Raw genomic sequence first — 23,324 nt, forward strand, 5'->3', positions numbered from 1 at the left:
ACTAGCTAATTAAATTATTATTTATACTAGCTAGACTGATAAAACGACCTACGGGTCGTTTTTTATTATACCAACTATGCTAATCTGAATTCATTCAAGTTTTCACACTTAGAAGGAATGCGATGAGCCACTTATTTGCCCACTTAGCTCGAATGAAACTAATTCAACGCTGGCCACTCATGTACAATGTTAGAACTGAAAATGTGCAAGAGCACTCTCTTCAGGTCGCTATGGTTGCGCATTCACTCGCTTTAATTAGCAACAAAAAATTTGATGGCAATTACGATCCGTACCGAGTGGCTACCATCGCCATATTTCATGATGCCAGTGAAATTTTAACGGGAGACTTGCCGACACCCGTTAAATATTTCAATAAAGAAATTGAAGCCGAATATAAGAAAATTGAAGCGATAGCCGAGCAGCGCTTACTCGAGATGGTTCCCGAAGAGTTCAAACCAGACTATCAAGCCTTGCTTACAAGTGAGTATGCTGATCCGCAATATAAGGCGCTGGTAAAATCTGCCGATACGCTGTGCGCTTACCTTAAATGCTTAGAAGAAAAGCGGGCTGGTAATACAGAATTCAACACCGCCCAAAAGCGGTTAGAACAAAGTCTCAACAATGACCCTAATCCTGCGGTTAATTATTTTATCGAATGTTTTATCCCGAGCTTCACCCTAGATCTTGATGACATAAACAAACTGCTTTAACACTTATTAAGGGAACGTGTATGACACAGGCTGTGTGGAACGAAAGACGTTTAGGGGAAGATAAACTAAGGCGCAACGATCATCGAAGCCCTTATCAACGTGACCGTGCACGTATATTGCATTCAGCGGCGTTCAGACGACTGCAGGCTAAAACTCAAGTGCTTGGTGTTGGCATGAATGACTTTTATCGTACTCGGCTAACCCATTCATTAGAAGTCTCTCAAATAGGCACAGGTATTCGCGCGCAATTAAAGCAGAAGCAACCACAATTTAACCCGCTTCTCGACTCTGCGAGCCTAATAGAATCTTTGTGTTTAGCCCATGATATAGGCCATCCACCTTTCGGTCATGGCGGTGAAGTCGCGCTTAACTATATGATGCGCGACCACGGTGGATTTGAAGGCAATGGACAAACCTTTCGAATATTAACCCGTCTAGAACCCTATACCGAGTTTTACGGCATGAATTTGTGCCGCAGAACCTTACTCGGGATCTTAAAGTATCCAGCGCCCTATTCGCAGTTATGCCGTAAGCAACATAGCGACAAGGTGGAGCATTTTAGGCAATTAAAACCTTCTGAGTGGCCACCTGTTAAAGGGATCTTTGATGATGACCTTGAAATATTAGATTGGGTATTGGCGCCGCTTTCTGATCTGGATAAACAACGATTTTTATCCAGTATTACCATTACCAATGGCCAGCATAAACGTACTCGGTATAAGTCACTCGATTGTTCAATCATGGAGCTTGCGGACGATATCGCCTATGCGGTACATGATTTAGAAGATGCAATCGTAATGGGTATTGTTAGCGAGCAACAATGGGACAGTGACGTAACGCAAGTGTTATGCAACAGCGAAGATGAGTGGCTACAAAAAGAGTTCGCCACAATGAGCCAACGGCTATTTTCCGCCAAACACCATCAACGTAAAGATGCTATTGGTACATTAGTAAATGGTTTTGTCACTGCGATATCAATCAAAGAAGTCGAAGGTTTTGATGAACCATTATTAAAATATAATGCGGCATTGGAGCCTGCCTTCGATACTGCGCTTAACGTGCTAAAGCAGTTTGTTTATAAATACGTGATCAGAAAGCCGGAGATCCAAATGCTCGAATATAAAGGACAACAGATCGTGATGGAGCTGTTTGAGGCCTTTATCTCTGATCCCGAACGTTTATTACCCCTTAATACTCAAGACCGTTGGCTTGCCAGCGAGAACCGCGGCGAAAATAGTCACAGGGTGATTGCTGACTATATTTCGGGGATGACAGATGAATTTGCCGCAAGGTTGCACCAGCATTTATTTAGCCCAAAATCAGGCTCTATGATGGAGCTTAACTGCGAGTTTTAGCCCTTAACGGTCTACGTTCACCTCACACGCTCGGCTGAAAACAAAAAAGGCACTCATCAAGAGTGCCTTTGCATTTTTTCTACTGTGTATTCCGTGCTTAACCGGGGAAAAATCCTTTAACACCAGTAGCAATGACTTCAATACCGATAGATAACATTAACAAACCCATTAAACGGGTAATGACGTTAATACCAGTGTTACCCAAAACCTTAAAGATAATCGGCGCCATTCTAAACAGCGTAAAACTGAGCAAGCCAAAAAGAATAACGGTAATAGACATGCCAATTAGATTTTCAAGGCTATTATGCTCTGCTGCAGAAACGATCACCGAACTAATGGCGCCAGGACCTGCCATTAGAGGCAAGGCCAAAGGGACGACCGCGACCGACTCCATACCAGAGGCTTCTCGGTCTTCTTCTTTATTACGCTTAACTTCACCCAATTTACCTTGCAGCATCGACATTGCAATAATAGCGATTAGCGTGCCTCCGGCAATTCTAAAAGCAGACAGCGAAATACTGAACATATTTAAGATATGTTGGCCAGCGAATATCGTTACCAGCAAAATGATCACTACGGCAAAGTTAGCAACTTTAGCTGTTTGATTACGTTCAACTTCATTCTGATGACTGGTTAAGCTGACAAAAACAGGTAGCAATCCAAATGGATTGATAATGGCAACTAAACCTAAAAAAAACTTAACGTAGAGTGTTAAATCCAACGTCTTATCCTCAACGCATCCAAGGCGTTAACTGTTCCTAAAAAATATGGCGCTACTCTAACTCACGACTCCAAAAAGAAAAAATGAGATTTTCTATCCTGAATCACAACTTTGAATAAAATTTTATAATCAATTGTTGTTGTCACTGCCCTAAAACAGCAACAAGTTGTTTTTAACATGGTGATAAAATTACAGAACGCCCCTAAACTGTGGCATTCATCACGGCATCACATCGCGTTTGTGTGTAATTTTTCTTCATAAAATGGATTTTAGAGCACCAGAGAATGTTTAGCCAAATACGGTTTGGCTAAATTTTTTCAGGATTGCAATCATGACTGTATCTAATGAGCAAGAACTCAACCTTTTAATCGCGAGAGTTAAGCAAGCGCAACAAACATTCTCCAACTATTCTCAAGAACAAGTTGATAAGATCTTTAGGGCTGCGGCCCTCGCCGCTGCGGACGCGCGGATCTCACTTGCTAAGATGGCTGCAAGTGAAACTCAGATGGGCGTCATTGAAGATAAGGTGATTAAAAATCACTTTGCCTCAGAATATATCTACAATAAATATAAAGACGAAAAAACCTGTGGGATCTTATCTGAAGACGCCACATTCGGCACCATCACCATTGCCGAACCTGTCGGCATTATTTGCGGTATAGTACCTACAACTAACCCAACCTCAACCGCGATATTCAAAGCACTCATTAGCCTTAAGACTCGAAACGGCATTATTTTCTCCCCTCACCCTAGAGCTAAAAATTCAACAACAACCGCCGCTCGTATCGTGCTGGACGCTGCCGTAGCTGCTGGCGCGCCAAAAGACATTATCGGCTGGATAGATGAGCCATCAGTAGCATTATCCAATCAATTAATGACCCATAAAGACATCAATCTCATTCTTGCTACAGGCGGGCCCGGAATGGTCAAAGCCGCCTACTCTTCAGGTAAACCTGCAATCGGAGTCGGCGCAGGTAACACCCCTATTGTGATAGATGAAACCGCAGACATTAAGCGGGCGGTAAGCTCAATATTGATGTCAAAAACCTTCGATAACGGTGTTGTGTGTGCATCCGAGCAAGCGGTCATCATCGTTGATGAAATTTATGAAGTCGTAAAAGAACGTTTCGCTAGCCATGGTGGATACGTATTAACAGCCTCGGAAACGGCTGCCATGCAGAGTATTATCTTGAAAAATGGTGGGCTTAATGCCGATATAGTCGGTCAAAGCGCGGCAAGTATCGCCAAAATGGCCGGCATAGACGTGCACCACACTACCAAGGTGCTTATCGGTGAAGTCTCTGATATTAATGAAGCTGAAGCGTTTGCCCACGAAAAACTTTCGCCGCTGCTTGCTATGTACCGCGCAGCAAATTTTGAAGATGCCGTTGATAAGGCTGAAGCTCTGGTGACATTAGGCGGTATAGGCCACACCTCGGGTCTTTACACCAACCAAGATACACAAATCGACAGGGTAAAAGCATTTGGTTTCAGGATGAAAACCGCGCGTATTTTAATCAATACCCCTGCCTCACAAGGCGGTATTGGCGATCTGTATAACTTCAAGCTTGCGCCATCACTCACGCTAGGATGTGGCTCTTGGGGTGGTAACTCCATTTCAGAGAATGTTGGCCCGAGTCACTTAATCAATAAGAAAATGGTCGCAAAAAGGGCTGAAAACATGTTGTGGCATAAACTACCATCATCGATCTATTTCCGCCGAGGCAGCTTACCTATCGCCTTAGAAGAACTTAGCGATAAGAAACGTGCGCTGATAGTGACTGATAAGTACCTTTTCAATAACGGTTATTGCGATGAAACGGTTAAAATACTAAAAAGCCAAGGACTTGAAACTGAAATCTTCTACGAAGTTGAAGCCGATCCCACTATGCAGATTGTAAAGCAAGGCGCCAAAGTTGCACAAAGCTTCCAACCTGATGTGATTATTGCGCTCGGCGGTGGCTCGCCAATGGACGCCGCTAAAATTATCTGGGTGATGTATGAACATCCTGATGTTGATTTTGCTGATTTAGCATTGCGCTTTATGGATATCACCAAACGTATCTATAAATTCCCCAAACTGGGTAGAAAAGCCAAAATGGTCGCCATACCAACCACATCAGGCACAGGCTCTGAAGTCACCCCTTTTGCCGTAGTAACCGATGAGAAAACCGGGATGAAATACCCGATTGCCGATTATGAGTTAACGCCAAACATGGCGATTGTAGACCCTAATCTGGTGATGGATATGCCAAAGTCACTCACCGCCTTTGGTGGTATTGATGCCATCACCCATGCACTAGAAGCTTATGTTAGTGTCATGGCCAACGAATATAGTGATGGTCAGGCACTTCAAGCACTAGACTTGTTGTTTAAACATTTACCCGATGCTTACGAGCACGGCGCCAATGCGCCTGTAGCTCGCGAAAAGGTGCATAACGGCGCCACTATTGCGGGCATCGCTTTTGCCAACGCCTTTTTAGGTATTTGCCACTCAATGGCGCACAAGCTCGGCGCAGAGTTTCATTTAGCCCATGGTTTAGCGAACGCATTATTAATCAGTAATGTGATCCGTTTTAACGCAACAGATCTGCCGACTAAACAGGCAGCATTTAGTCAATATGATAGACCGAAAGCACTTTGCCGCTACGCAAAGATTGCTGAATTCTTAACACTGGAAGGCGCAATAGGCGAAGGCATTAGTGATGAGGAAAAAGTCGAGGCACTGCTTAAAAAAATTGATGAGCTCAAGGAGACGATTGGCATTCCATGCTCAATCCAAGCAGCAGGCGTCAACGAAGCCGACTTCCTCGCCAAACTCGACGAGTTAGCAGAAGACGCCTTTGATGACCAATGCACCGGCGCAAACCCGCGCTACCCATTGATTGCTGAACTTAAGCAAGTATTACTGGCGAGTTACTATGGAAACGACTACAGCGATGAATAATTAATTTATCGTCAGTACGCAGAAGTACACTAATAAAACCTAGCCCCATTTGGCTAGGTTTTTTTACGCACTCGTATGACTAAATTACGATTAACGCTTATTAGATAGTATACGCTCCGTAATCACACAAGTCGCTGCGCCTACCAAGTAAGCGCCTAAGTCTAACCAATCAAAAGTGGCGCCTAGGATAACACTCAAAACAGAGCTTGGTTGGAGCCCCAATAATTTCGCTAAATGAAGATACTGGGCAAACTCTACCGCAAAGGCTATCAACACTGTGACCATCACCAAGGTTTGAGCCGGCAAGTTAATGAAGCTAGATAGGCAATAATATAACCAAACAACAACCAGTACATCGCCTAAAATCGGCCGTATAAACGCATCCCGAGCAAAGACGGCAATAACGATTAATAGCAGTAATAAGATTAAGCTAGCCAGTCCACGAGCAAGGGAAAAGCGCAAACAGGGTTTGTTTTGCTCACCCGTTACACCGACCTCTTTAATGCATTCAACATCTTTAGTAAGTTTAAAACCTTTAGCCAATTGAAGACTCTGCTAAATAGCTATAGGTGCTTGATCTATAACAAGTTTGGCATTAACGCCTTTGTTAATACCGTTAGATTCACTCATCGTCTGCTGGCGCTTTGAAGTTTGCAGCAGTGGTTTTTCTAACGTTAATTTCTGCTGGTACAGTTTTAGTCTCGCTGGTTTCAATGCCATCAATTACAACGCTTTTAGTCATATTGCTATCATTAACAGTAGGATCAGTTTTTGCCACGCCATTGTCACTTCTTGCATACCAATCAACATGTCTAGTGAGTAACATCAACAAGCTTAAAATCGCGAAACACAGTAAACTTCCCATTAACAAGGCGTAGCTTTCAGCTTGTAGCAATCCAAACAACAAACCATAAAGACCCATTAGGCAGAGTCCAAACAATTTTCCCTGTTTAGAGTTGGCCAACATGCCACCAACATAAATGCTAAGCAAAAATGTCGAGGCGATAGCTGACAAAATATAAGCCCAATTAAAACCAAGGTGCTCACTTAAAGAAATAAGTAATAGATAAAACAATGCCAAAGCTAAGCCAACAAAACCATATTGCACAGGGTGCATTAGGCGCGCTTGAAACAGTTCTAGTAGAAAGAAACTCGCAAACACCAACGTAATAACTAACAGTGAATAGTTAACAGCTCGGTGAGACTTAAGGTAATGATCAACTGGTTCTATCAAATCAACGCCCATTTGACGGCGCTCTAACTCAGCGCAAGCACCAGTATCCCCCATACAACGTTCAAATAGTTGACTTATATTTGAAGAGAAATTATTGCTTGCCCATTGAGCGTTGAAGCCTTTATCAGAAACATCAGATGAAATCGGTAAAAAATCACCAGTAAAACTCGGATGTGGCCACTCTGATCTCATTTCAACGTTGGAAACTTTACCTATAGGGCTAACCTGAATGGACTCCATACCTTGCAATAAAAAGCTAAAATCGAACTCAAGCGGCTGAATATTAGTGTTGGCATGAGTCATATCGTCAGCCCCCAACAACTCAGTTAAATCAAGGTTGATATGAAAGCCTTGGGCAAATTGATTTAGTCCAGTCCCCGGCTGAACGTCAATACTGTTTCCGTCCAGTGTCATGTTACTGAGTTTTATCAGTCCCCTACTATCGCTAACACCTACCACCATAGAAATGCTTTTAATCTTATCTTGGTCAATCTCTGTTAACGGATTTAAATCAAACGTTCCTGTTAGATGACTATCAGCTTTGTATAGCCGTGCTTGATAGATCCCCCGATACTTTGCATCACTTTCAAGATCCGCATTGAGATTAAACGTTTCTGGCAAAATAAACTTACGATGCTCGGTAAAATAGGTCTTACCTTCATGGTTAACCTTTTCAGTGAAATCCACTGTAATAAAAGGCCCTATAATCCGCTGTTCACCCGTACTGCTACGAGCTATTTCGCCTCGAACTTCCTCTAATCGATAAGAACGCTCTGAGATTAAATCACTTACCATAGACAAAGGGATCTGCAATAACACAAAGAGCAAAAGCACAAAACCAAATTTATTCACGGTCTGATTATTAAGTATATTTTTCACGGATTATTCTCCAATTGTTGATTGCTCAATGTTAAAATCAACAATTGGAGATTGAGTGGAGCGAATGTGGAGATTAGATGGAGTTTGCAGACAGAGGTAAAATCACTGTGACTTTAACGCCTTGCGGAACATTCTCTATATTGAGTGTGCCATGATGCAACTTGACGACCTGCTCAACAAAATTTAAGCCTAAACCAGTACTTTTAATCCCATTTTCACGCGGCAGTGAATAAAAGCGTTCAATAATGCGTGCCATTGCATAATCTGGGATCTGCGAGCCTGTATTACAAATTGATAGCGCAAGCTCATTATCCCCCCCCGTAATGGACCATTTTATCGTGCCGTGTTGATTAACAAAATCAATCGCATTGTCCATTAGATTGAAAAGTGCTTGTTTGAACAGAAACTCATCGCCCAACAAATGCCAAGTGTTGGCTTTACCCTGCTGTAACCCAGCACTTTCAAATTGACAGGTTACCGCTTTAGCGACCAAACGCGCATCTGATGATAAATTAACCTCGTTTATCATTTCATAAAGGTTAATTGGCGCTAAGACTTCAAGTTGTGGTCGTTTTTCAAGTCGAGTAAGTTCCAGTAACTTATCAATTAACGACTGCATACGGTCACTTTCCCGCTCTATATTGGCTGAGAAACGGCTGACTTTATCGGCTGGTAATGGCGTTTGCAGTATTTCACTGGCGCCTTTTATCGCAGACAGTGGGCTTTTTAGTTCATGCGTGAGAGTTTCAACATACTGCTCGACATACTTTTTACCATCAATTTGCTCACGCATTTTCTCTAAGGCATTACTTAAATTGCCATATTCATAGAAAACCCGGAATCTAGGTTTTACTACTTTTTCGCCGCGGCCCATTTTATAGGCATAGTTTTCCAACTTATGCAGTGCAGAATGGATCCGCCAGGAAAATAAAGCACCTGCAATAAGCACAAGGCCACTCATTAATATCATCCAATACAAAACATTGCGTTTAGAAAGGTCAATATAAGGCTGTAAAGAACGGTTGGCTTTAGCCACTGTAACGCTGCCGATAATCTTATTGTCATAGTAGATTGGGGCAGCGACATGCATCACGGTCGATAAAGGATCGTTTGGATCTTCGGTTGTACTGCGCGCACCATATTGGCCTCGCAAGGTAAGATACACATCATTCCACTGCGAGTAATCCTCGCCCACATCTTGTTGCCAAGAATCGGCAATCACAATACCGTTTTTATCCGTAATATAAATACGATGGTTGAGCGCTTTTTTACCTAGCTCCCATATACGCGTTTCAGGTTCGCGTAGGCCATAAGCCGCAAGTAACTTAGCGAAACGACTTTCAGAAACTTGGTCTTTAACGACCTCCTCTTGGGCCAAAACGGCTAACAAGTTAGCCATGTCGATAAGCGTTTCTTCTGTTGTTTGCCGTACTGTCGGTTTAAGCTCTTTAATCACTGTGGTGCTTACCATATAAGCCGTGATGCCAACTAATATGAAGTACAGCGAAAATAACCTTAACCCTAATGGGATTTTTGGCCAGCGATTCATTAAATTGGACTCTCACTGTAAAAATAACCAAATCCGCGTTTAGTTTTAATCAAATCAGACAAATCAAACGGTTTAAGTTTGCTACGAATGGCCTTTATATGAGAATCAATGTTGCGTTCATATGAAGCTGACTGCGCGATGTCAGCAGCAACGAGTAGCTGTTCACGACTTAATACATTAGCGCTGCGATTAATTAACTTATCTAGGATTTTGAATTCGACTGCAGTTAACCCGAGCATTTGACCATTTACACTGTAATCAAAATTGACTGATTGCAAACTGCTTACCGCGCTATCTAGGATTTTACGGCTTTCGGCTTCAGCATTAAGAACAACGGGCTTTTTAATCCGTAATTTAATTCTGGCAAGCATTTCTCTCGGGCTAAATGGCTTAGTGACATAGTCATCTGCGCCAATTTCTAGACCTACCACTCGGTCTATCTCATCATTTCTCGCCGTTAAAAAGATAATCGCCACATCTGAAAATTCTCGTATTGTTTTACAAAGCTCAAAACCGTTAACATCAGGCAGGCCGACATCTAGCACCACCAGTTCAACGCAGTTGGCAGCCACATAGGCTAGACCTTGCTTACCCGTTGCAAACCAACAAACGTTAAAACCCTCCATTTCGAGTACATGAATTAGATTATCTGCAATGGCTGGCTCGTCTTCAATAATGACTACCGTCGCTTTAGCGCTCAACTGGTTAACCCTTTACTGTTAATTATGGGCAACAAGCTTAACTTAGAGCGAGAGCATAAATCGACATAATAATCATATTGTTGAAGCTAAGAGGATTGAGGTAAGTGACTAAAGCTACGCTCGCTGTTTGTTAGGGCTTGGACAATCAAACTCCAGATAGGCAGACACTTTTTCAGATCAACGTCTACAAAAGCGTGCAAAAAGTTAGCAATTTACGCTCGATTAAATAAAAACTCCGCTATGAATAAGTATTCATAGCGGAGTTTTAGCCAAGGATTAACGCTAATAAAAATGAGCTTTAAACGGGCGTTTACTTTACTTTAGCCTGCTTACGATAGGCATGCAGTAACGGCTCAGTGTATCCTGACGGCTGTTCAGTACCTTTAAATATCAGGTCACAAGCTGCTTTAAAGGCAATGCCATCAAAATTTGGTGCCATATTGATATACGCAGGATCATTAGCATTTTGCTTATCAACCACGAACGCCATCTTCTTAAGCGATGCCATAACGTCTTGCTCGCTACAAATTCCGTGTAATAACCAGTTGGCTAGATATTGCGATGAAATGCGTAGTGTGGCTCTGTCTTCCATTAATCCGACATGATTGATATCAGGTACTTTTGAGCAACCAACGCCTTGGTCAATCCAGCGAACTACGTAGCCCAAAATACCTTGGGCATTATTATCCAGTTCAAACTGCTTTTGCTCTAACGTGAGTGTTTCACCTTGTTGTAAAAGCGGAATCGTTAATAAATCATCCAAACTTGCACGAGGACGTTGTTTCAGTTGTTGCTGCACCTCATCCACATTCACCTGATGATAATGCGTAGAGTGTAAAACAGCGCCATTAGGTGATGGAACCCAAGCGGTATTCGCTCCCGCTTGTGGGTGGCCAATTTTTTGCTCAAGCATCGCCGCCATTTCATCTGGCATTGCCCACATGCCCTTGCCTATTTGCGCTCGACCTTGTAGCCCACACTCGAGTCCGATATCGACATTCCAATCTTCATAAGCTTTAATCCAAGCTTGCTGCTTCATCACTGATTTTGCAACAAATGGCCCAGCCAGCATCGAAGTATGAATTTCATCACCGGTCCTATCTAAAAACCCGGTATTAATAAACACGACTCTCTCAGACGCTGCTCGTATGCACTCTTTAAGGTTAATGGTGGTGCGGCGCTCTTCGTCCATGATCCCCACTTTAATGGTGTTACGAGCTAACTTAAGCGCATCTTCGATGTGGGCGAACAGATCACAAGTAAAGCCGACCTCTTCTGGGCCATGCATTTTAGGCTTAACAATATTAATGGAACCTTTGCGGCTATTTCTGCGCTGATTGTTATTGCCTTTAAGATCATGTATCGCAGCCAGTACCGTTATCATGCAGTCAAGAAACCCTTCAGGCACCTCTTCACCATTTTTATCGAGTACAGCATCAATGGTCATCAAGTGCCCAACATTACGAACAAACAACAAACTACGTCCGGCGAGCGTTAAGCTCTTTCCATTAGGCGCAGTGTATACTCTGTCGTTATTCAACTGGCGAATAATCTCGTTACCGTTTTTAACTAAGCTGGCGCTCAAATTACCTTGCATCAACCCTAGCCAGTTGCGATAGACCTCAACTTTATCCTCAGCATCAACCGCCGCCACTGAGTCTTCACAATCCATAATGGTGGTCACTGCAGCTTCTACTAATAGATCTTTTACACCCGCCAAATCAGTCTTGCCTACCCGATGTTCTCTATCGATTTGGATCTCAATGTGCAGCCCATTATTAACAATGAGTACTGATGTAGGCTTTTGCTCTGCTCCCTGAAAACCTGCAAATCTTTGTGGGTGAGAAAGTCCAGTTTGGCTACCATTGTCAAGTTTGGCCTGCAAAGTACCATTCTCGACAACATACTCAATCACATCGCGATGTGAGGCGTTAACGAGCGGCGCAGCCGTGTCTAAATGTTGTTTTGCGAACGCAATAACCTTATTGCCACGCACAGGATTATAAGTTTTGGTTATTTCGGCGCCATCATGACTTGATATCGCATCGGTTCCATAAAGTGCGTCATATAAACTGCCCCAACGTGCATTGGCAGCGTTAAGTGCAAAGCGTGCATTTTTAACTGGCACCACAAGTTGTGGACCGGCTTGAGAGGTAATTTCGGCATCGACATTTTCAGTCGAAATCGAAAAAGGTTCTCCCTCTTTTACCAAGTAACCGATATCGGTTAAAAACGCTTTATAAACACTTAAATCAAAGCCTTTACCCGCGTTTCCTTGATGCCATTCATCGATCTGTTGTTGTAATTGCTCTCGCTTAAGCAGTAACGCCTTATTGACTGGACCTAATTGGTTAACGATCTCTTCAAATTTTTTCCAAAAGATCTGCGAACTGATCCCTGTACCCGGACAAATCTCACTGTCCACTAATTCCCATAGTGATTTTGCTATTTTTAAACCACCTACTTGAATACGTGCAGTCATAATGCGCCCTTATCTATCCGTTTAGCTCTTGCAAGCAATTAACATCCATTGTACTGAAGCCAATTCAGTTACCTATACCTACTTACCCTATACCCAATCAATAACATTTATAAAATTTATACTGGTTATCCCCACTATTCACCTAAGTTATGAAAAATAGGGTTTTGGGGTAAATAATCAACAAGGTTGTAAACTTGTTACTTAACAAACTATTTACGCCCAAAACTATCGGCAGTCTGTGTAATAAGTTGTCGCATCCACTTATGCGCTGGATTATGTTGTAACAGCGGGCTCCAGGCCATAGTTAGCGCGATGGGTTGAATAATAAATGGGGGCGCAACAATACAAACCCGCTCATTATTTTCGTGCTGTTTGGCCATTTTACTTGGTATGGTTGCGATCAAATCTTGTTGCTCTGCCAACAAACACGCTGCTTGATAATGACGGGTAAATACGGTGATCCGTCTCTGAACGCCGATACGGGTTAACGCTTCATCTACCCAACCTAGCCGCTGCACATCTCCTGGATCCATTCCTACACCGACGCCCATGCCTGTTTTACTCACCCAGACATGATTCGCTTTTAAATAGCTGTCTAATGAAAACTTATCAAGAACAGGATTAGTCTTACTAATCAAACAGCTAAAGTCATCACTCCAAAGAATCTTTTGATGAAATGACTGGGGAATACTGTCGAAACGGTTAATCACCATATCGACACGACCTTGTTCTACATCAGGGAAACTCACATCGCTTGGGGTCATGATATCTAAGATGACATTAGGCGCTTCGGTGCGTAGTCTTGCGATAAGTGGTGGAATTAATGTGGCTTCAGCATAGTCGCTGGCCATGACTCGAAACACTTGCTCACTCTCTAGAGCATTAAATTCAGCTCTAGGCTGCACCGCTTTCTCTAAGCCGATTATAAGCTCGCTAATTGTTGGCTGTAGCTCCTTTGCCCTCTCCGTTGGTGTCATGCCTTGGCTGGTTCTTATCAGCAAGGGATCATCAAATAACGTTCGTAATCTTTTTAAGCCGTTACTCATCGCAGGTTGGCTTATACCGAGCTGATCAGCGGCCTTTGTAACATTTCTTTCACGTAGTAAAACATCCAAATAAACCAATAAATTCAAATCAATACGAGATATATTCATATAACAAATACCGACAATAGGAACTATAAATTAGACTTATTTAACCAAATCTAACTAATATTTTCAACGTAATCAATCGCCGCTAATCATATTGTTAAGGAATAGACACATGACAAATTACAGATCAAACATCGATGAAGCCGCTACCTTGATTAATGCAGAAGGTAGTGCATGGAACGCCATAAACCCAGAATCTGTAGCCCGTATGCGTCTACAAAATCGTTTCCAAACCGGATTGGATATTGCTAAGTACACGGCAAAAATCATGCGTGAAGATATGGATAACTACGATAAAGATTCGTCGCAGTACACTCAGTCTCTAGGTTGTTGGCATGGCTTTATCGCTCAGCAAAAGATGATTTCTATTAAGAAACATCTGTTGACCACAAAACGTCGTTACCTTTACCTGTCTGGTTGGATGGTAGCAGCGCTTCGCAGTGAGTTTGGTCCGCTTCCAGATCAGTCTATGCACGAGAAAACCTCGGTCGCATCACTCATTAAAGAGCTATACACCTTTCTGCGCCAAGCCGATGCGCGTGAGCTTGGTGGACTATTTCGTCAATTAGATGCAGCAATCGAGTCAGATAAAGCAGCAATCCAAGCGAAAATTGATAATTTTGAAACGCATGTTGTGCCAATCATTGCTGATATTGATGCCGGTTTTGGTAACGAAGAAGCCACTTACCTTATGGCCAAGCAGATGATTGAAGCCGGCGCTTGCTGTATTCAGTTAGAAAATCAAGTGTCAGACGTTAAGCAATGTGGCCACCAAGATGGCAAGGTTACGGTTCCACATGTTGAGTTTCTTGCAAAAATTAATGCGGTTCGTTATGCGTTCCTTGAACTGGGGATTGATGATGGTGTTATTGTTGCGCGTACCGACTCATTAGGTGCGGGTCTTACCCAGAAAATCGCGGTAACGGCAGAGCCTGGTGACTTGGGCGACCAATATAACGCTTTCCTACAAGTTGAAGCAGTAGACGCTAGCAAGCTTGCTAATGGTGATGTGGTCTTCCAGCAAAATGGCCAGCTAGTTAAACCTTCTCGCCTTCCAAATGGACTATTTCAATTCCGTAAGGGAACTGGTGAAGAGCGTTGTGTACTTGATTGCATCACCTCTCTGCAAAATGGTGCAGACCTGCTTTGGATTGAGACAGAGAAGCCTCACGTTGCTCAGATTGGTGCCATGGTAAACAAAATCCGTGAAACCGTTCCGAATGCCAAGCTTGTATATAACAATTCGCCATCGTTTAACTGGACGCTTAACTTCCGCCAACAAGTATTCGATGCAATGAGCGATGCTGGACAAGATGTCACGGCTTATAATCGTGACGAGCTAATGAGCGTGGATTACGATAGCACTGAACTCGCGATTCAGGCCGATGAGAAAATTCGAACTTTCCAAGCAGATGCTGCACGTGAAGCGGGTATTTTCCATCACTTGATTACACTACCGACGTACCACACTGCTGCGCTATCGACTGATAACCTAGCGAAAGAATACTTCGGTGACCAAGGCATGTTGGGTTACGTGGCTAACGTCCAGCGTAAGGAGATCCGTCAAGGTATCGCCTGTGTTAAGCACCAAAACATGGCAGGTTCTGATATGGGTGATGATCACAAAGAGTACTTCTCTGGTGACCAAGCGCTGAAAGCATCAGGTAAAGACAACACCATGAACCAATTTTAGCTAAGTTGTCATTGAGTTATGAGTTTTTGAAGTGGACTCTATTACTTGAATGAGCTAATTATAAAAGGCCTGCTAATTGCAGGCCTTTTTGTTTTGAAAATCATAAAAGTGCTACACAGGTTAGGAGCCATCAATCTTATGGCGCCATAACCAACTGTTTCACCAAGGTATAATCAAAATTATTTAGAATCTTCAAGTTAGCCATCAATTTATTTCAACTAAAGTTTTATTATATTATCGTGATAAATTTTTCAGCCGCGATAGCAAATATTAACTCAATCTCATGTGGTTACAGTCCTCAGGATAAACACAAATACTGCCTCAAAAAATACAGCACATACAAAACCGGCCTAAGATCACTAAGGTATGACATCAAAGCGTGAGCACATTAACACTTCAAGAAAACTGTATCACAATGTATCAGCCCAAGCTTGTTTGGTAACCGTTAGGTCGATAACCTTGCGCGCTTTGTAAATAAAGAGACAAAGTAATGCTACCGACACGAAAACAGTCCTTCCCCAAAAACGATGCTGGATTCACCCTCATTGAATTAGTCGTTGTTATCGTTATTTTGAGCATTATTACCGTTATAGCCACTAGCAAATTCGTGGACTTTAGTCGTGATGCGCAAATTTCACAGTTACATGGTATTGCAGCGGATCTGAATAGCCAAAATCAATTGGTTTATAGCAAGAGCTCAGTTGCTAGCATTGAAACGTTAATAGGCTGTAGCTTCCAATGTGGTGGACATCTTAACTGGGACGTATCTGTGGGCGAATATTTTGTCGATGTTTCTGGTACTCGGCTCTATGTCAGTTTAGGTTACCCATTGCCGCCAATGACCTCTAGCGAGGTCGTAAACCAAAACTATCGCACCGCCTTTGGCTTGCCTACATCAGAATTTGTTTTCACCAGTGTACCAAGGCACTTATCAGCAACGGCTATCGTGCCCATCAAGTGGCAAGATAAACTCGCTGATATTAAAGCGGGTAAATTTGAATGCCATGTTGAATATAGTTCCCCAACAGCAATACGTGACTATGGAGTTCGAGTATATGACAGAGACTGCTAGAGAGCGTTAGAGCTGTTTAGAAGCAAAGCACTGTGAAACTATTGATATAGAATTACTATTAGCTTCAAGTTCGCTGCTTACCTGTAACTCTTTAAATTCCAGCTAAATGAATAGATATTAGCGTGATAAACAAAAAGCCAGAACTTAAGTTCTGGCTTTTATCTTTGTATCAGTTGACTGGTTTATTTTTCAGTCCAGCGGTCCATCCAACCAAGCACATTGGCGTACCACTGCTCTAGATTATCAGGATTCAATATCCAGTGATTTTCATCAGGATAGATAAGTAGTTCTGATGGAATACCATTGCGCTGCATATAGGTAAATGCCGCTAAGCCTTGACCATATGGTACACGGAAGTCTTTCTCACCGTGGATCACAAGCATGGGTGTCTGCCAGTTTTCTACATAGTTAACAGGGTTAAACTTCTCGTACAGTTCTTTGTTCTTGTCATAGGTACCGCCAAACTCGAACTCTGGGAACCATAACTCTTCTGTCACGTAGTACATAGAACGCATATCAAACAAGCCGGCGTGGTTAACTAAACATTTGAACCCATCGTTCCAGTTACCTTGGATCCAGTTCATCATGTAGCCGCCGTATGAGCCACCAAGAGCACATGCGTTTTCACCGTCTAACCACTTCTGCTGTTTAGTCACAGCCGCTAAGCCTTTTTGCAGATCTTCAAGTGGCTTGCCGCCCCAATCTTGGGTAATCGAATCTGTAAACGCTTGACCGTAACCCGTTGAACCATGAAAGTCGATCATGACCACGCCGTAACCAGCACCCGCCCATAACTGCGCGTTCCAGCGACTACTAAACGAGTTACCAAATGAGCCTTGTGGACCACCATGAACTAGGAAAGCGATTGGATACTTTTCGCCCGCCTTATAGTTTGAAGGTTTGATCCAGTAGCCATAAACTTCCTCGTTGTTCCAACCTTTAAAGCTAAATTGCTGGTATTCACCAAACTTAATCTCAGCGAGTTTGTCTTTATTGACGTCTGTTAAACGATTAAGATTTTGACCATCAAGGTTAATCGTATAAAGATCGCCTGGCTCAACGAGTGATTTATGACTAAAGATAATCTTGTCGTTATTCACGCCCACAATGCTGTTACTACCTTCATTGTAGATAGTTTTCACATCACCAAATTGCGTGTTAACTTCAAAGATTGATACCTGACCAAGATCTTGTGCGGTAACATATAACGTCTTGTTGTCTTTACCAAACGCCAAAGAGCTTGGGCTACGATCCCAAAGTGGTGCAACTTCTTTCTCTTGTCCGGTCACAGTGTCGCGCAGCATGATGCGGTAACGGTCAGCTTCAAAACCGGGTTTTGTCATGGCGAAATACGCTAAGTAACGGCCATCAGCTGAGTAAGTTGGGTGCGCGTCCCACGCCTTGTTTGATTCAGTTAGGTTCTTAGCCTCACCACCAGCAACGCTCACTTGCCATAAATCGTAGTTGGTGATCCATGCTTGATCATTACCCGGTGCTTTAGCGCTATAAACCACATGTTTACCGTCTGGGGTAAAGGTCACCTCTTCCATTCCAGAGAATGGCTTAGGCGGTGTTTCTGTGTCTAATCCTGCCGTTACATCTACCGCATCAGAAACTTTGCTTCCGTTTACTTTTTCGCCATTTAATTGGGCAACAAACAAGTGGCTTCTTGAATGATCGCTCCAGGTATCCCAGTGACGCACCATCAGCTGCTTATATTCACGACCCCTTGTGTCACGGTCTGCGTCTTCAGTAAACTTGTCTTTAGAACAGGCTAAGTCTTTACACTCAGGGAACACACGCATATTTACGACGACTTGCTTACCATCTTGCGATAACTTAAAACCATCAACATCGAGTGGAAAATCGGTAACTTGAATAGCTTCGCCACCATCAAGAGCAAGCTTATAAATCTGAGTCGTACCGTTGCGCGCCGCTAAAAAGTAAATACTTTTATCGTCAGGAGCAAAAGCAACACTGTGCTCTGTGCCTGCCGCGCTGGTGATCTGCTTTGGTTGAGCAGTCGTAGCAGCCAAATCTTGAATATAAAGGTCGGTGCTCGCCGACCCCTCTGCATCAATATTTTTCACAGCATAAACAAGTTTAGCGCCATCATTCGATAATGCTGCCGAATGCAGCTTATTCATTTTTACCAGTTGTTGAACAGAAAAAGGCGAAGGAGGTGCGGCTTGAGCGCTAAATACCGCGCCTGCAGACGCAAGCGCCATTATGATTGCAGTTTTTTTCATCGTTATAATCTTATTGTTATAGTTAAAAGATGTAAGAGTTCAATTTGTGATTGATACTACCGACTATATGCTGGCCGTATCTTTAGCTAGATGCTGGTCACATTAGCCAAAATAAATGGCTTAGGCAATACGCCTAAACCATTCTTATTTATCCATTAGCGTAATTTACATCGATTGGGAAATCGCATACCGCTAAGATTCTAGCTTAGCCTTCTAGTTTAACTTTCCAGATTGCCGGGCCCGTTTCATGGGCGTTAACGCCTTCAGAATCTACGGCAACAGTCACAGGCATATCTTTTACATCAAATTCATAGATAGCTTCCATACCTAAGTCTTCAAAAGCAACAACACGAGATTTCTTAATTGCTTTAGATACTAGGTACGCAGCGCCACCAACCGCCATCAAATAGCATGATTTATGCTGCTTAATAGACTCTACTGTCGCAGGGCCACGCTCAGCCTTACCTATCATTCCCATCAGTCCGGTTTTATCGAGCATCAGATCGGTGAATTTGTCCATGCGCGTTGCCGTTGTGGGGCCTGCAGGACCAACAACCTCGTCGCCAACCGGATCAACCGGGCCAACGTAGTAGATAAACTTACCCTTAAAATCGACGCCTTCAGGTAATCCTTCGCCGCTTTCAATCAGGCTTTGAATACGTTTATGAGCCGCATCACGACCGGTAAGCATTTTGCCGTTTAGCAGTAGCGTGTCACCACTCTTCCACTGTTCCATCTCAGCTTGAGTCACAGTGTTTAAGTCTACGCGGCGCACACTTTCGCCCACTTCCCAGGTAATTTCAGGCCAGTCTTCTAAAGACGGGGGACTTAAATCAGCAGGACCTGTCCCATCTAGATGGAAATGAACATGACGGGTCGCGGCGCAGTTCGGGATCATAACGACCGGTTTTGACGCTGCGTGTGTTGGCGCCGATTTGATTTTGATATCAAGTACGGTTGTTACGCCGCCAAGACCTTGTGCACCAATACCTAGCTTGTTTGAACGCTCAAAGATATCCAAACGCAATTTCTCATCAGTGGTTACCGCGCCGCGAGCTTGCAGCTCATGAATATCGACTGGATCCATTAATGACTCTTTTGCCATAACCGCAGCTTTTTCTGCGGTGCCGCCGATACCTATGCCCAGCATACCCGGTGGGCACCAACCCGCCCCCATAGTTGGCAGGGTCTTCTCTACCCAAGCTGCAATATCATCAGAGGGATTTAGCATTGCCATTTTAGACTTGTTTTCAGAGCCGCCGCCCTTGGCCGCAATTGCCACGTCAACGTGATTACCCGGTACCATCTCAACATGCACAACTGATGGGGTATTGTCTTTGGTATTGTTACGGCCACCAGCAGGATCGGCAACAATTGATGCTCGTAGTGGGTTATCTGGGTTGGTATAAGCGCGGCGTACACCTTCATCTACCATTTCTTGAACCGTTAAGTCCGTCTTATCCCATTGAACGCCCATACCGATTTTAACAAAACAAGTCACAATACCCGTATCTTGGCATAGTGGTCGCTTTCCTTCGGCTGACATACGAGAATTGATAAGAATTTGCGCGATTGCATCTTTAGCTGCTGCACTTTGCTCACGTTCGTAAGCTTCGGCCATCGCATCGACAAAGTCTTTTGGATGATAATAAGAGATATATTGTAGGGCATCAGCAACGCTTTCAATGAGATCGGCTTGCTTGATTACAGGGACTTCTTTGCTCACAGACACTTCCTTTTTAGCAGACGCTTATTAATCGGCTGAAATCACACTAACAATTGCTATGTATGGATAACTCCAGTCGCCATTAACGCTCACGTGTTTTGTTTTTATTACTTGTGTAAGCAATATGATACTCTTTCGCGACTTTGAGTTAAACATCACATTTTAGATAGGGTTAATAGATGAACAAATTGGCGCAAAATGCAGTTTTTTATAAGCGTCTTGATTGGAATTTAAGCACAACACAAGTGTTTGAACATTTTTCGGATACCCCTTGGGCTATTTTGCTCGATTCTGCCAATGCAGATCACCTTGATGCAAAGTGTGATGTGATCTGTGCCGAGCCCGTCGCAACGATTGTGACTCAAGGACAATCAACCACGATTACTCGCTCAAGTGACAGACAAGCCTTATTCACATTAGCGAGTGTTGCCTCAAAAAACACCGCTCAATCAGTTTCTAATCGCGATCCCTTTTGCCAATTAAACGATCTAATATCAGAGTATTACCCAACTGAAAAACACAGCCCTTTTATTTTTAGTGGCGGCGTGATGGGTAGCTTTAGTTATGATCTAGGTCGTGGCATTGAGACTATACCCGAGATCGCCAACAAGGATATTGCGCTGCCAGAGATGAATCTAGGCTGCTATGACTGGGCCCTTATTTTTGACAATAAGAGTCAGTGCTGGGATCTCGTCCACTATCAATCACAACAAGCATTAGATGCACTAGAAACTAGATTAAACCAGCTGATTAGCTCAAACCTGCCACTTGAAACCAATAAGTGCCAGCATCTCCAACAAGCACAGCATCCGCTTTTGAGCTCCCCGCTAAATCGCAGCCTTTTTACATTAACCAGTCAATGGCAAAATCAGCTTACTGAGCAGGCTTATAGGGAAAAGTTTGCAGAGGTGCAAGCGTATCTTCTTAGCGGAGATTGTTATCAAATTAATCTGACTCAGCGCTTTAGTGCAACTTACACAGGCAACGAATGGCAAGCATATAAGGCGCTACGAGAAACCAATGGTGCACCATTTTCGGCGTTTATTCGCTTAGAGACACATGCCCTATTGTCTATCTCGCCAGAGCGTTTTATTCAGCTTAACAATGGTGACATTCAAACTAAGCCGATTAAAGGTACTATGCCAAGATCTACAGAAGCTAAACGAGATCTTGAGCTTGCTCAGCAGTTAAAGGCGTCAGAGAAAGATCGCGCCGAGAATTTAATGATCGTCGACTTACTTCGTAATGATATCGGCAAAGTTGCCGCGCCTGGTAGCGTTACTGTGCCACATATCTTTGAGGTTGAAAGCTTCCCAGCGGTGCATCACCTTGTCAGTACGGTAACGGCGAAACTAAAACTAGGGTTAAAGCCAACCGATCTATTAAAGGCATGCTTTCCGGGTGGGTCAATCACTGGGGCACCAAAAATACGCGCAATGTCAATTATTGAAGAGCTTGAACCCTCAAGGAGAAGCCTCTATTGTGGTTCTATCGGCTATATCAGCCAAGACGGAACTATGGATACAAGTATTACTATTCGCAGTTTAGTCGCTCAAAGAGACCAAGCTACGCTGACGGGTCACTTAGCGGCAGACTTGCCCAACACAGGTGTCATCTACTGTTGGGCCGGTGGAGGTATCGTCGCTGACTCACAAGTTAATGCTGAGTATCAAGAAAGCTTTGATAAAGTGAGCCGTATACTGCCGGTATTGTCCTCACTCAATCGTTAATTTTCGTCATAACAGTTTTAGCCATCGTGATTTAATGCGACCCATAAGGATATTCAATGGATCTGGTAGAGTTTAGACTGAGATATAATCTTAATGCTTTACCAGAACTAGATTTAATCGAACTGGATCATGAGCTTCGCCAAGCGGCAGTGTTAATCGCGCTTCATGAAATAGATAACAGACTCGAGTTAATATTGACCCGCAGGCCCACGCATCTTCGCGCTCACCCCGGGCAGATTAGCTTTCCGGGCGGTAAGGTTGAGCAATCAGACTCAAGCTATCAGGCTACCGCCCTGAGGGAAGCCGAAGAAGAAATAGGGTTGTTAAGCAGTAATGTAGAGGTGATTGGCGCGTTGCCGCCCCATAAAACCTTTACTGGTTTTGAAATCACTCCCTTTGTTGGCATTGTTAAACACACATTTACACCGATTATCGATCCCGGAGAAGTTGATGAGTATTTCACGGTGCCGATATCTTTCTTGATGCATGCTCACAACCGCCATACACAAAGATTTAGTCGTAAAGGCATCCAATACCCAGTTCACTTTATTCCCTATAAGCAGCATTTTATCTGGGGAGCGACTGCGGCGATGATCGATCTTCTGTGCAGACAACTTAGCAGTAAGCCACTATAACGGTATAAATAACCTCAAATAAGCTTATATCACGTTATACAATTCTAAAGAGCGCGATACAAGTCTATACAACAAAACGAATATAGAGGCCTGCCGCTAACGAACATAGGAATAACAGCGGAATGTTTACCCACCAGCCAATTTTGCTATGCCGCGATATATAAAAATTAAACCCTAAGTTTACAAAACTTAACGCCGCACACACCCAAATAATGTGCTCTAACAAGACGGTTTGGCTGGGATCCCATTCTAATCTCACTGAGGCACCATGGCTTTGATAATAACCAATCGCCGTATCTGGCCTAGCTTTATCAAATAGCATTAGCGCATAAATAGCCAACGACCAGCCAATAATCGACAGTGCGGACAGGAGAAATTGAAAAAAATTTGCTCTATTCATGCTGGCTATCCGTAGTTTTTGTCATGATTGTCGTCAGAATACCAATTTAGACACTAAGATACTCTACTTTCCCCTTGAGAAAAGCGATTA

General features: G+C 43.3%; 17 protein-coding genes. 7 read left to right on the forward strand and 10 right to left on the reverse strand.

The features are described from left to right. The first annotated feature begins 122 nt into the window (after positions 1-122). Positions 123-710: a 5'-deoxynucleotidase gene (yfbR, locus tag ACVBIL_RS06005; protein ID WP_447166073.1), complete on the forward strand. Its 588-nt coding sequence runs from the start codon at positions 123-125 to the stop codon at positions 708-710. 20 nt (positions 711-730) lie between these two features. Further along, positions 731-2,065 (forward strand): anti-phage deoxyguanosine triphosphatase, encoded by a 1,335-nt coding sequence (locus tag ACVBIL_RS06010; protein ID WP_447166074.1) that lies wholly within the window; start codon positions 731-733, stop codon positions 2,063-2,065. Positions 2,066-2,162: 97 nt separating this feature from the next. Here ACVBIL_RS06010 and ACVBIL_RS06015 read toward each other — a convergent pair whose 3' ends face one another. Then, the gene (locus tag ACVBIL_RS06015) at positions 2,163-2,786 is read right to left on the reverse strand and encodes a YchE family NAAT transporter (RefSeq protein WP_447166075.1); all 624 of its coding nucleotides are present in this window, start codon (positions 2,784-2,786) and stop codon (positions 2,163-2,165) included. Positions 2,787-3,117: 331 nt separating this feature from the next. Here ACVBIL_RS06015 and adhE point away from each other — a divergent pair, with 331 nt between their 5' ends. Beyond that, positions 3,118-5,733, forward strand: a complete 2,616-nt coding sequence (adhE, locus tag ACVBIL_RS06020; protein ID WP_447166076.1) for a bifunctional acetaldehyde-CoA/alcohol dehydrogenase — start codon at positions 3,118-3,120, stop codon at positions 5,731-5,733. A gap of 90 nt (positions 5,734-5,823) precedes the next feature. Here adhE and ACVBIL_RS06025 read toward each other — a convergent pair whose 3' ends face one another. From ACVBIL_RS06025 to ACVBIL_RS06050, 6 genes are all read right to left on the reverse strand, one after another. Next, complete coding sequence (locus ACVBIL_RS06025) at positions 5,824-6,276, reverse strand: ribosomal maturation YjgA family protein (RefSeq protein ID WP_447166077.1); 453 nt, start codon at positions 6,274-6,276, stop codon at positions 5,824-5,826. A 79-nt stretch (positions 6,277-6,355) separates the two neighbouring features. Then, positions 6,356-7,846, reverse strand: coding sequence for a cell envelope integrity protein CreD (creD, locus tag ACVBIL_RS06030; protein ID WP_447166078.1), 1,491 nt, complete (start codon positions 7,844-7,846; stop codon positions 6,356-6,358). A 73-nt stretch (positions 7,847-7,919) separates the two neighbouring features. Beyond that, positions 7,920-9,395 (reverse strand): two-component system sensor histidine kinase CreC, encoded by a 1,476-nt coding sequence (gene creC / locus ACVBIL_RS06035; RefSeq protein ID WP_447166079.1) that lies wholly within the window; start codon positions 9,393-9,395, stop codon positions 7,920-7,922. Next, entirely contained in the window at positions 9,395-10,096 is a 702-nt protein-coding gene (locus ACVBIL_RS06040; protein WP_447166080.1) for a response regulator, read from the reverse strand. Before ACVBIL_RS06040 ends, creC begins: the two co-directional genes overlap by 1 nt. Positions 10,097-10,406: 310 nt before the next feature. Next, positions 10,407-12,578: a malate synthase G gene (locus ACVBIL_RS06045; protein WP_447166081.1), complete on the reverse strand. Its 2,172-nt coding sequence runs from the start codon at positions 12,576-12,578 to the stop codon at positions 10,407-10,409. Between the two features lie 209 nt (positions 12,579-12,787). Further along, positions 12,788-13,732, reverse strand: a complete 945-nt coding sequence (locus ACVBIL_RS06050) for a LysR family transcriptional regulator (RefSeq protein WP_447166082.1) — start codon at positions 13,730-13,732, stop codon at positions 12,788-12,790. Between the two features lie 109 nt (positions 13,733-13,841). On the opposite strand from ACVBIL_RS06050, the gene ACVBIL_RS06055 reads away from it, so the two are divergent. Continuing rightward, positions 13,842-15,422: an isocitrate lyase gene (locus tag ACVBIL_RS06055; RefSeq protein WP_447166083.1), complete on the forward strand. Its 1,581-nt coding sequence runs from the start codon at positions 13,842-13,844 to the stop codon at positions 15,420-15,422. 490 nt (positions 15,423-15,912) lie between these two features. Then, entirely contained in the window at positions 15,913-16,494 is a 582-nt protein-coding gene (locus ACVBIL_RS06060) for a prepilin-type N-terminal cleavage/methylation domain-containing protein (RefSeq protein WP_447166084.1), read from the forward strand. 182 nt (positions 16,495-16,676) lie between these two features. Here the strand turns inward: ACVBIL_RS06060 and ACVBIL_RS06065 are convergent, their stop codons facing one another. Next, the gene (locus ACVBIL_RS06065; protein WP_447166085.1) at positions 16,677-18,743 is read right to left on the reverse strand and encodes a dipeptidyl-peptidase 5; all 2,067 of its coding nucleotides are present in this window, start codon (positions 18,741-18,743) and stop codon (positions 16,677-16,679) included. Positions 18,744-18,948: 205 nt separating this feature from the next. Then, positions 18,949-20,469 carry a fumarate hydratase gene (locus tag ACVBIL_RS06070; RefSeq protein WP_447166086.1) on the reverse strand — a complete coding sequence of 507 codons (1,521 nt, stop codon included), beginning with the start codon at positions 20,467-20,469 and terminating at the stop codon, positions 18,949-18,951. 179 nt (positions 20,470-20,648) lie between these two features. Between ACVBIL_RS06070 and pabB the strand changes: the two genes are divergently transcribed. Both pabB and ACVBIL_RS06080 read left to right on the forward strand, forming a co-directional pair. Continuing rightward, the gene (gene pabB, locus ACVBIL_RS06075) at positions 20,649-22,199 is read left to right on the forward strand and encodes an aminodeoxychorismate synthase component I (protein ID WP_447166087.1); all 1,551 of its coding nucleotides are present in this window, start codon (positions 20,649-20,651) and stop codon (positions 22,197-22,199) included. A 56-nt stretch (positions 22,200-22,255) separates the two neighbouring features. Then, positions 22,256-22,834, forward strand: coding sequence for a CoA pyrophosphatase (locus ACVBIL_RS06080; protein ID WP_447166088.1), 579 nt, complete (start codon positions 22,256-22,258; stop codon positions 22,832-22,834). Between the two features lie 64 nt (positions 22,835-22,898). On the opposite strand, the gene ACVBIL_RS06085 is transcribed toward ACVBIL_RS06080, so the two are convergent. After that, positions 22,899-23,234 (reverse strand): hypothetical protein, encoded by a 336-nt coding sequence (locus ACVBIL_RS06085; RefSeq protein ID WP_447166089.1) that lies wholly within the window; start codon positions 23,232-23,234, stop codon positions 22,899-22,901. Positions 23,235-23,324 lie beyond the last annotated feature (90 nt).

The organism is Shewanella sp. 125m-7, assembly GCF_052977045.1.

Coding starts and splice junctions, on each gene's coding strand:
- creC (WP_447166079.1), bottom strand. CDS start 9,395: ATGAATCGCTGGCCAAAAATCCCATTAGGGTTAAGGTTATTTTCGCTG.
- ACVBIL_RS06050 (WP_447166082.1), bottom strand. CDS start 13,732: ATGAATATATCTCGTATTGATTTGAATTTATTGGTTTATTTGGATGTT.
- ACVBIL_RS06065 (WP_447166085.1), bottom strand. CDS start 18,743: ATGAAAAAAACTGCAATCATAATGGCGCTTGCGTCTGCAGGCGCGGTA.
- ACVBIL_RS06045 (WP_447166081.1), bottom strand. CDS start 12,578: ATGACTGCACGTATTCAAGTAGGTGGTTTAAAAATAGCAAAATCACTA.
- yfbR (WP_447166073.1), top strand. CDS start 123: ATGAGCCACTTATTTGCCCACTTAGCTCGAATGAAACTAATTCAACGC.
- adhE (WP_447166076.1), top strand. CDS start 3,118: ATGACTGTATCTAATGAGCAAGAACTCAACCTTTTAATCGCGAGAGTT.
- ACVBIL_RS06085 (WP_447166089.1), bottom strand. CDS start 23,234: ATGAATAGAGCAAATTTTTTTCAATTTCTCCTGTCCGCACTGTCGATT.
- ACVBIL_RS06010 (WP_447166074.1), top strand. CDS start 731: ATGACACAGGCTGTGTGGAACGAAAGACGTTTAGGGGAAGATAAACTA.
- pabB (WP_447166087.1), top strand. CDS start 20,649: ATGAACAAATTGGCGCAAAATGCAGTTTTTTATAAGCGTCTTGATTGG.
- ACVBIL_RS06080 (WP_447166088.1), top strand. CDS start 22,256: ATGGATCTGGTAGAGTTTAGACTGAGATATAATCTTAATGCTTTACCA.
- ACVBIL_RS06060 (WP_447166084.1), top strand. CDS start 15,913: ATGCTACCGACACGAAAACAGTCCTTCCCCAAAAACGATGCTGGATTC.
- ACVBIL_RS06055 (WP_447166083.1), top strand. CDS start 13,842: ATGACAAATTACAGATCAAACATCGATGAAGCCGCTACCTTGATTAAT.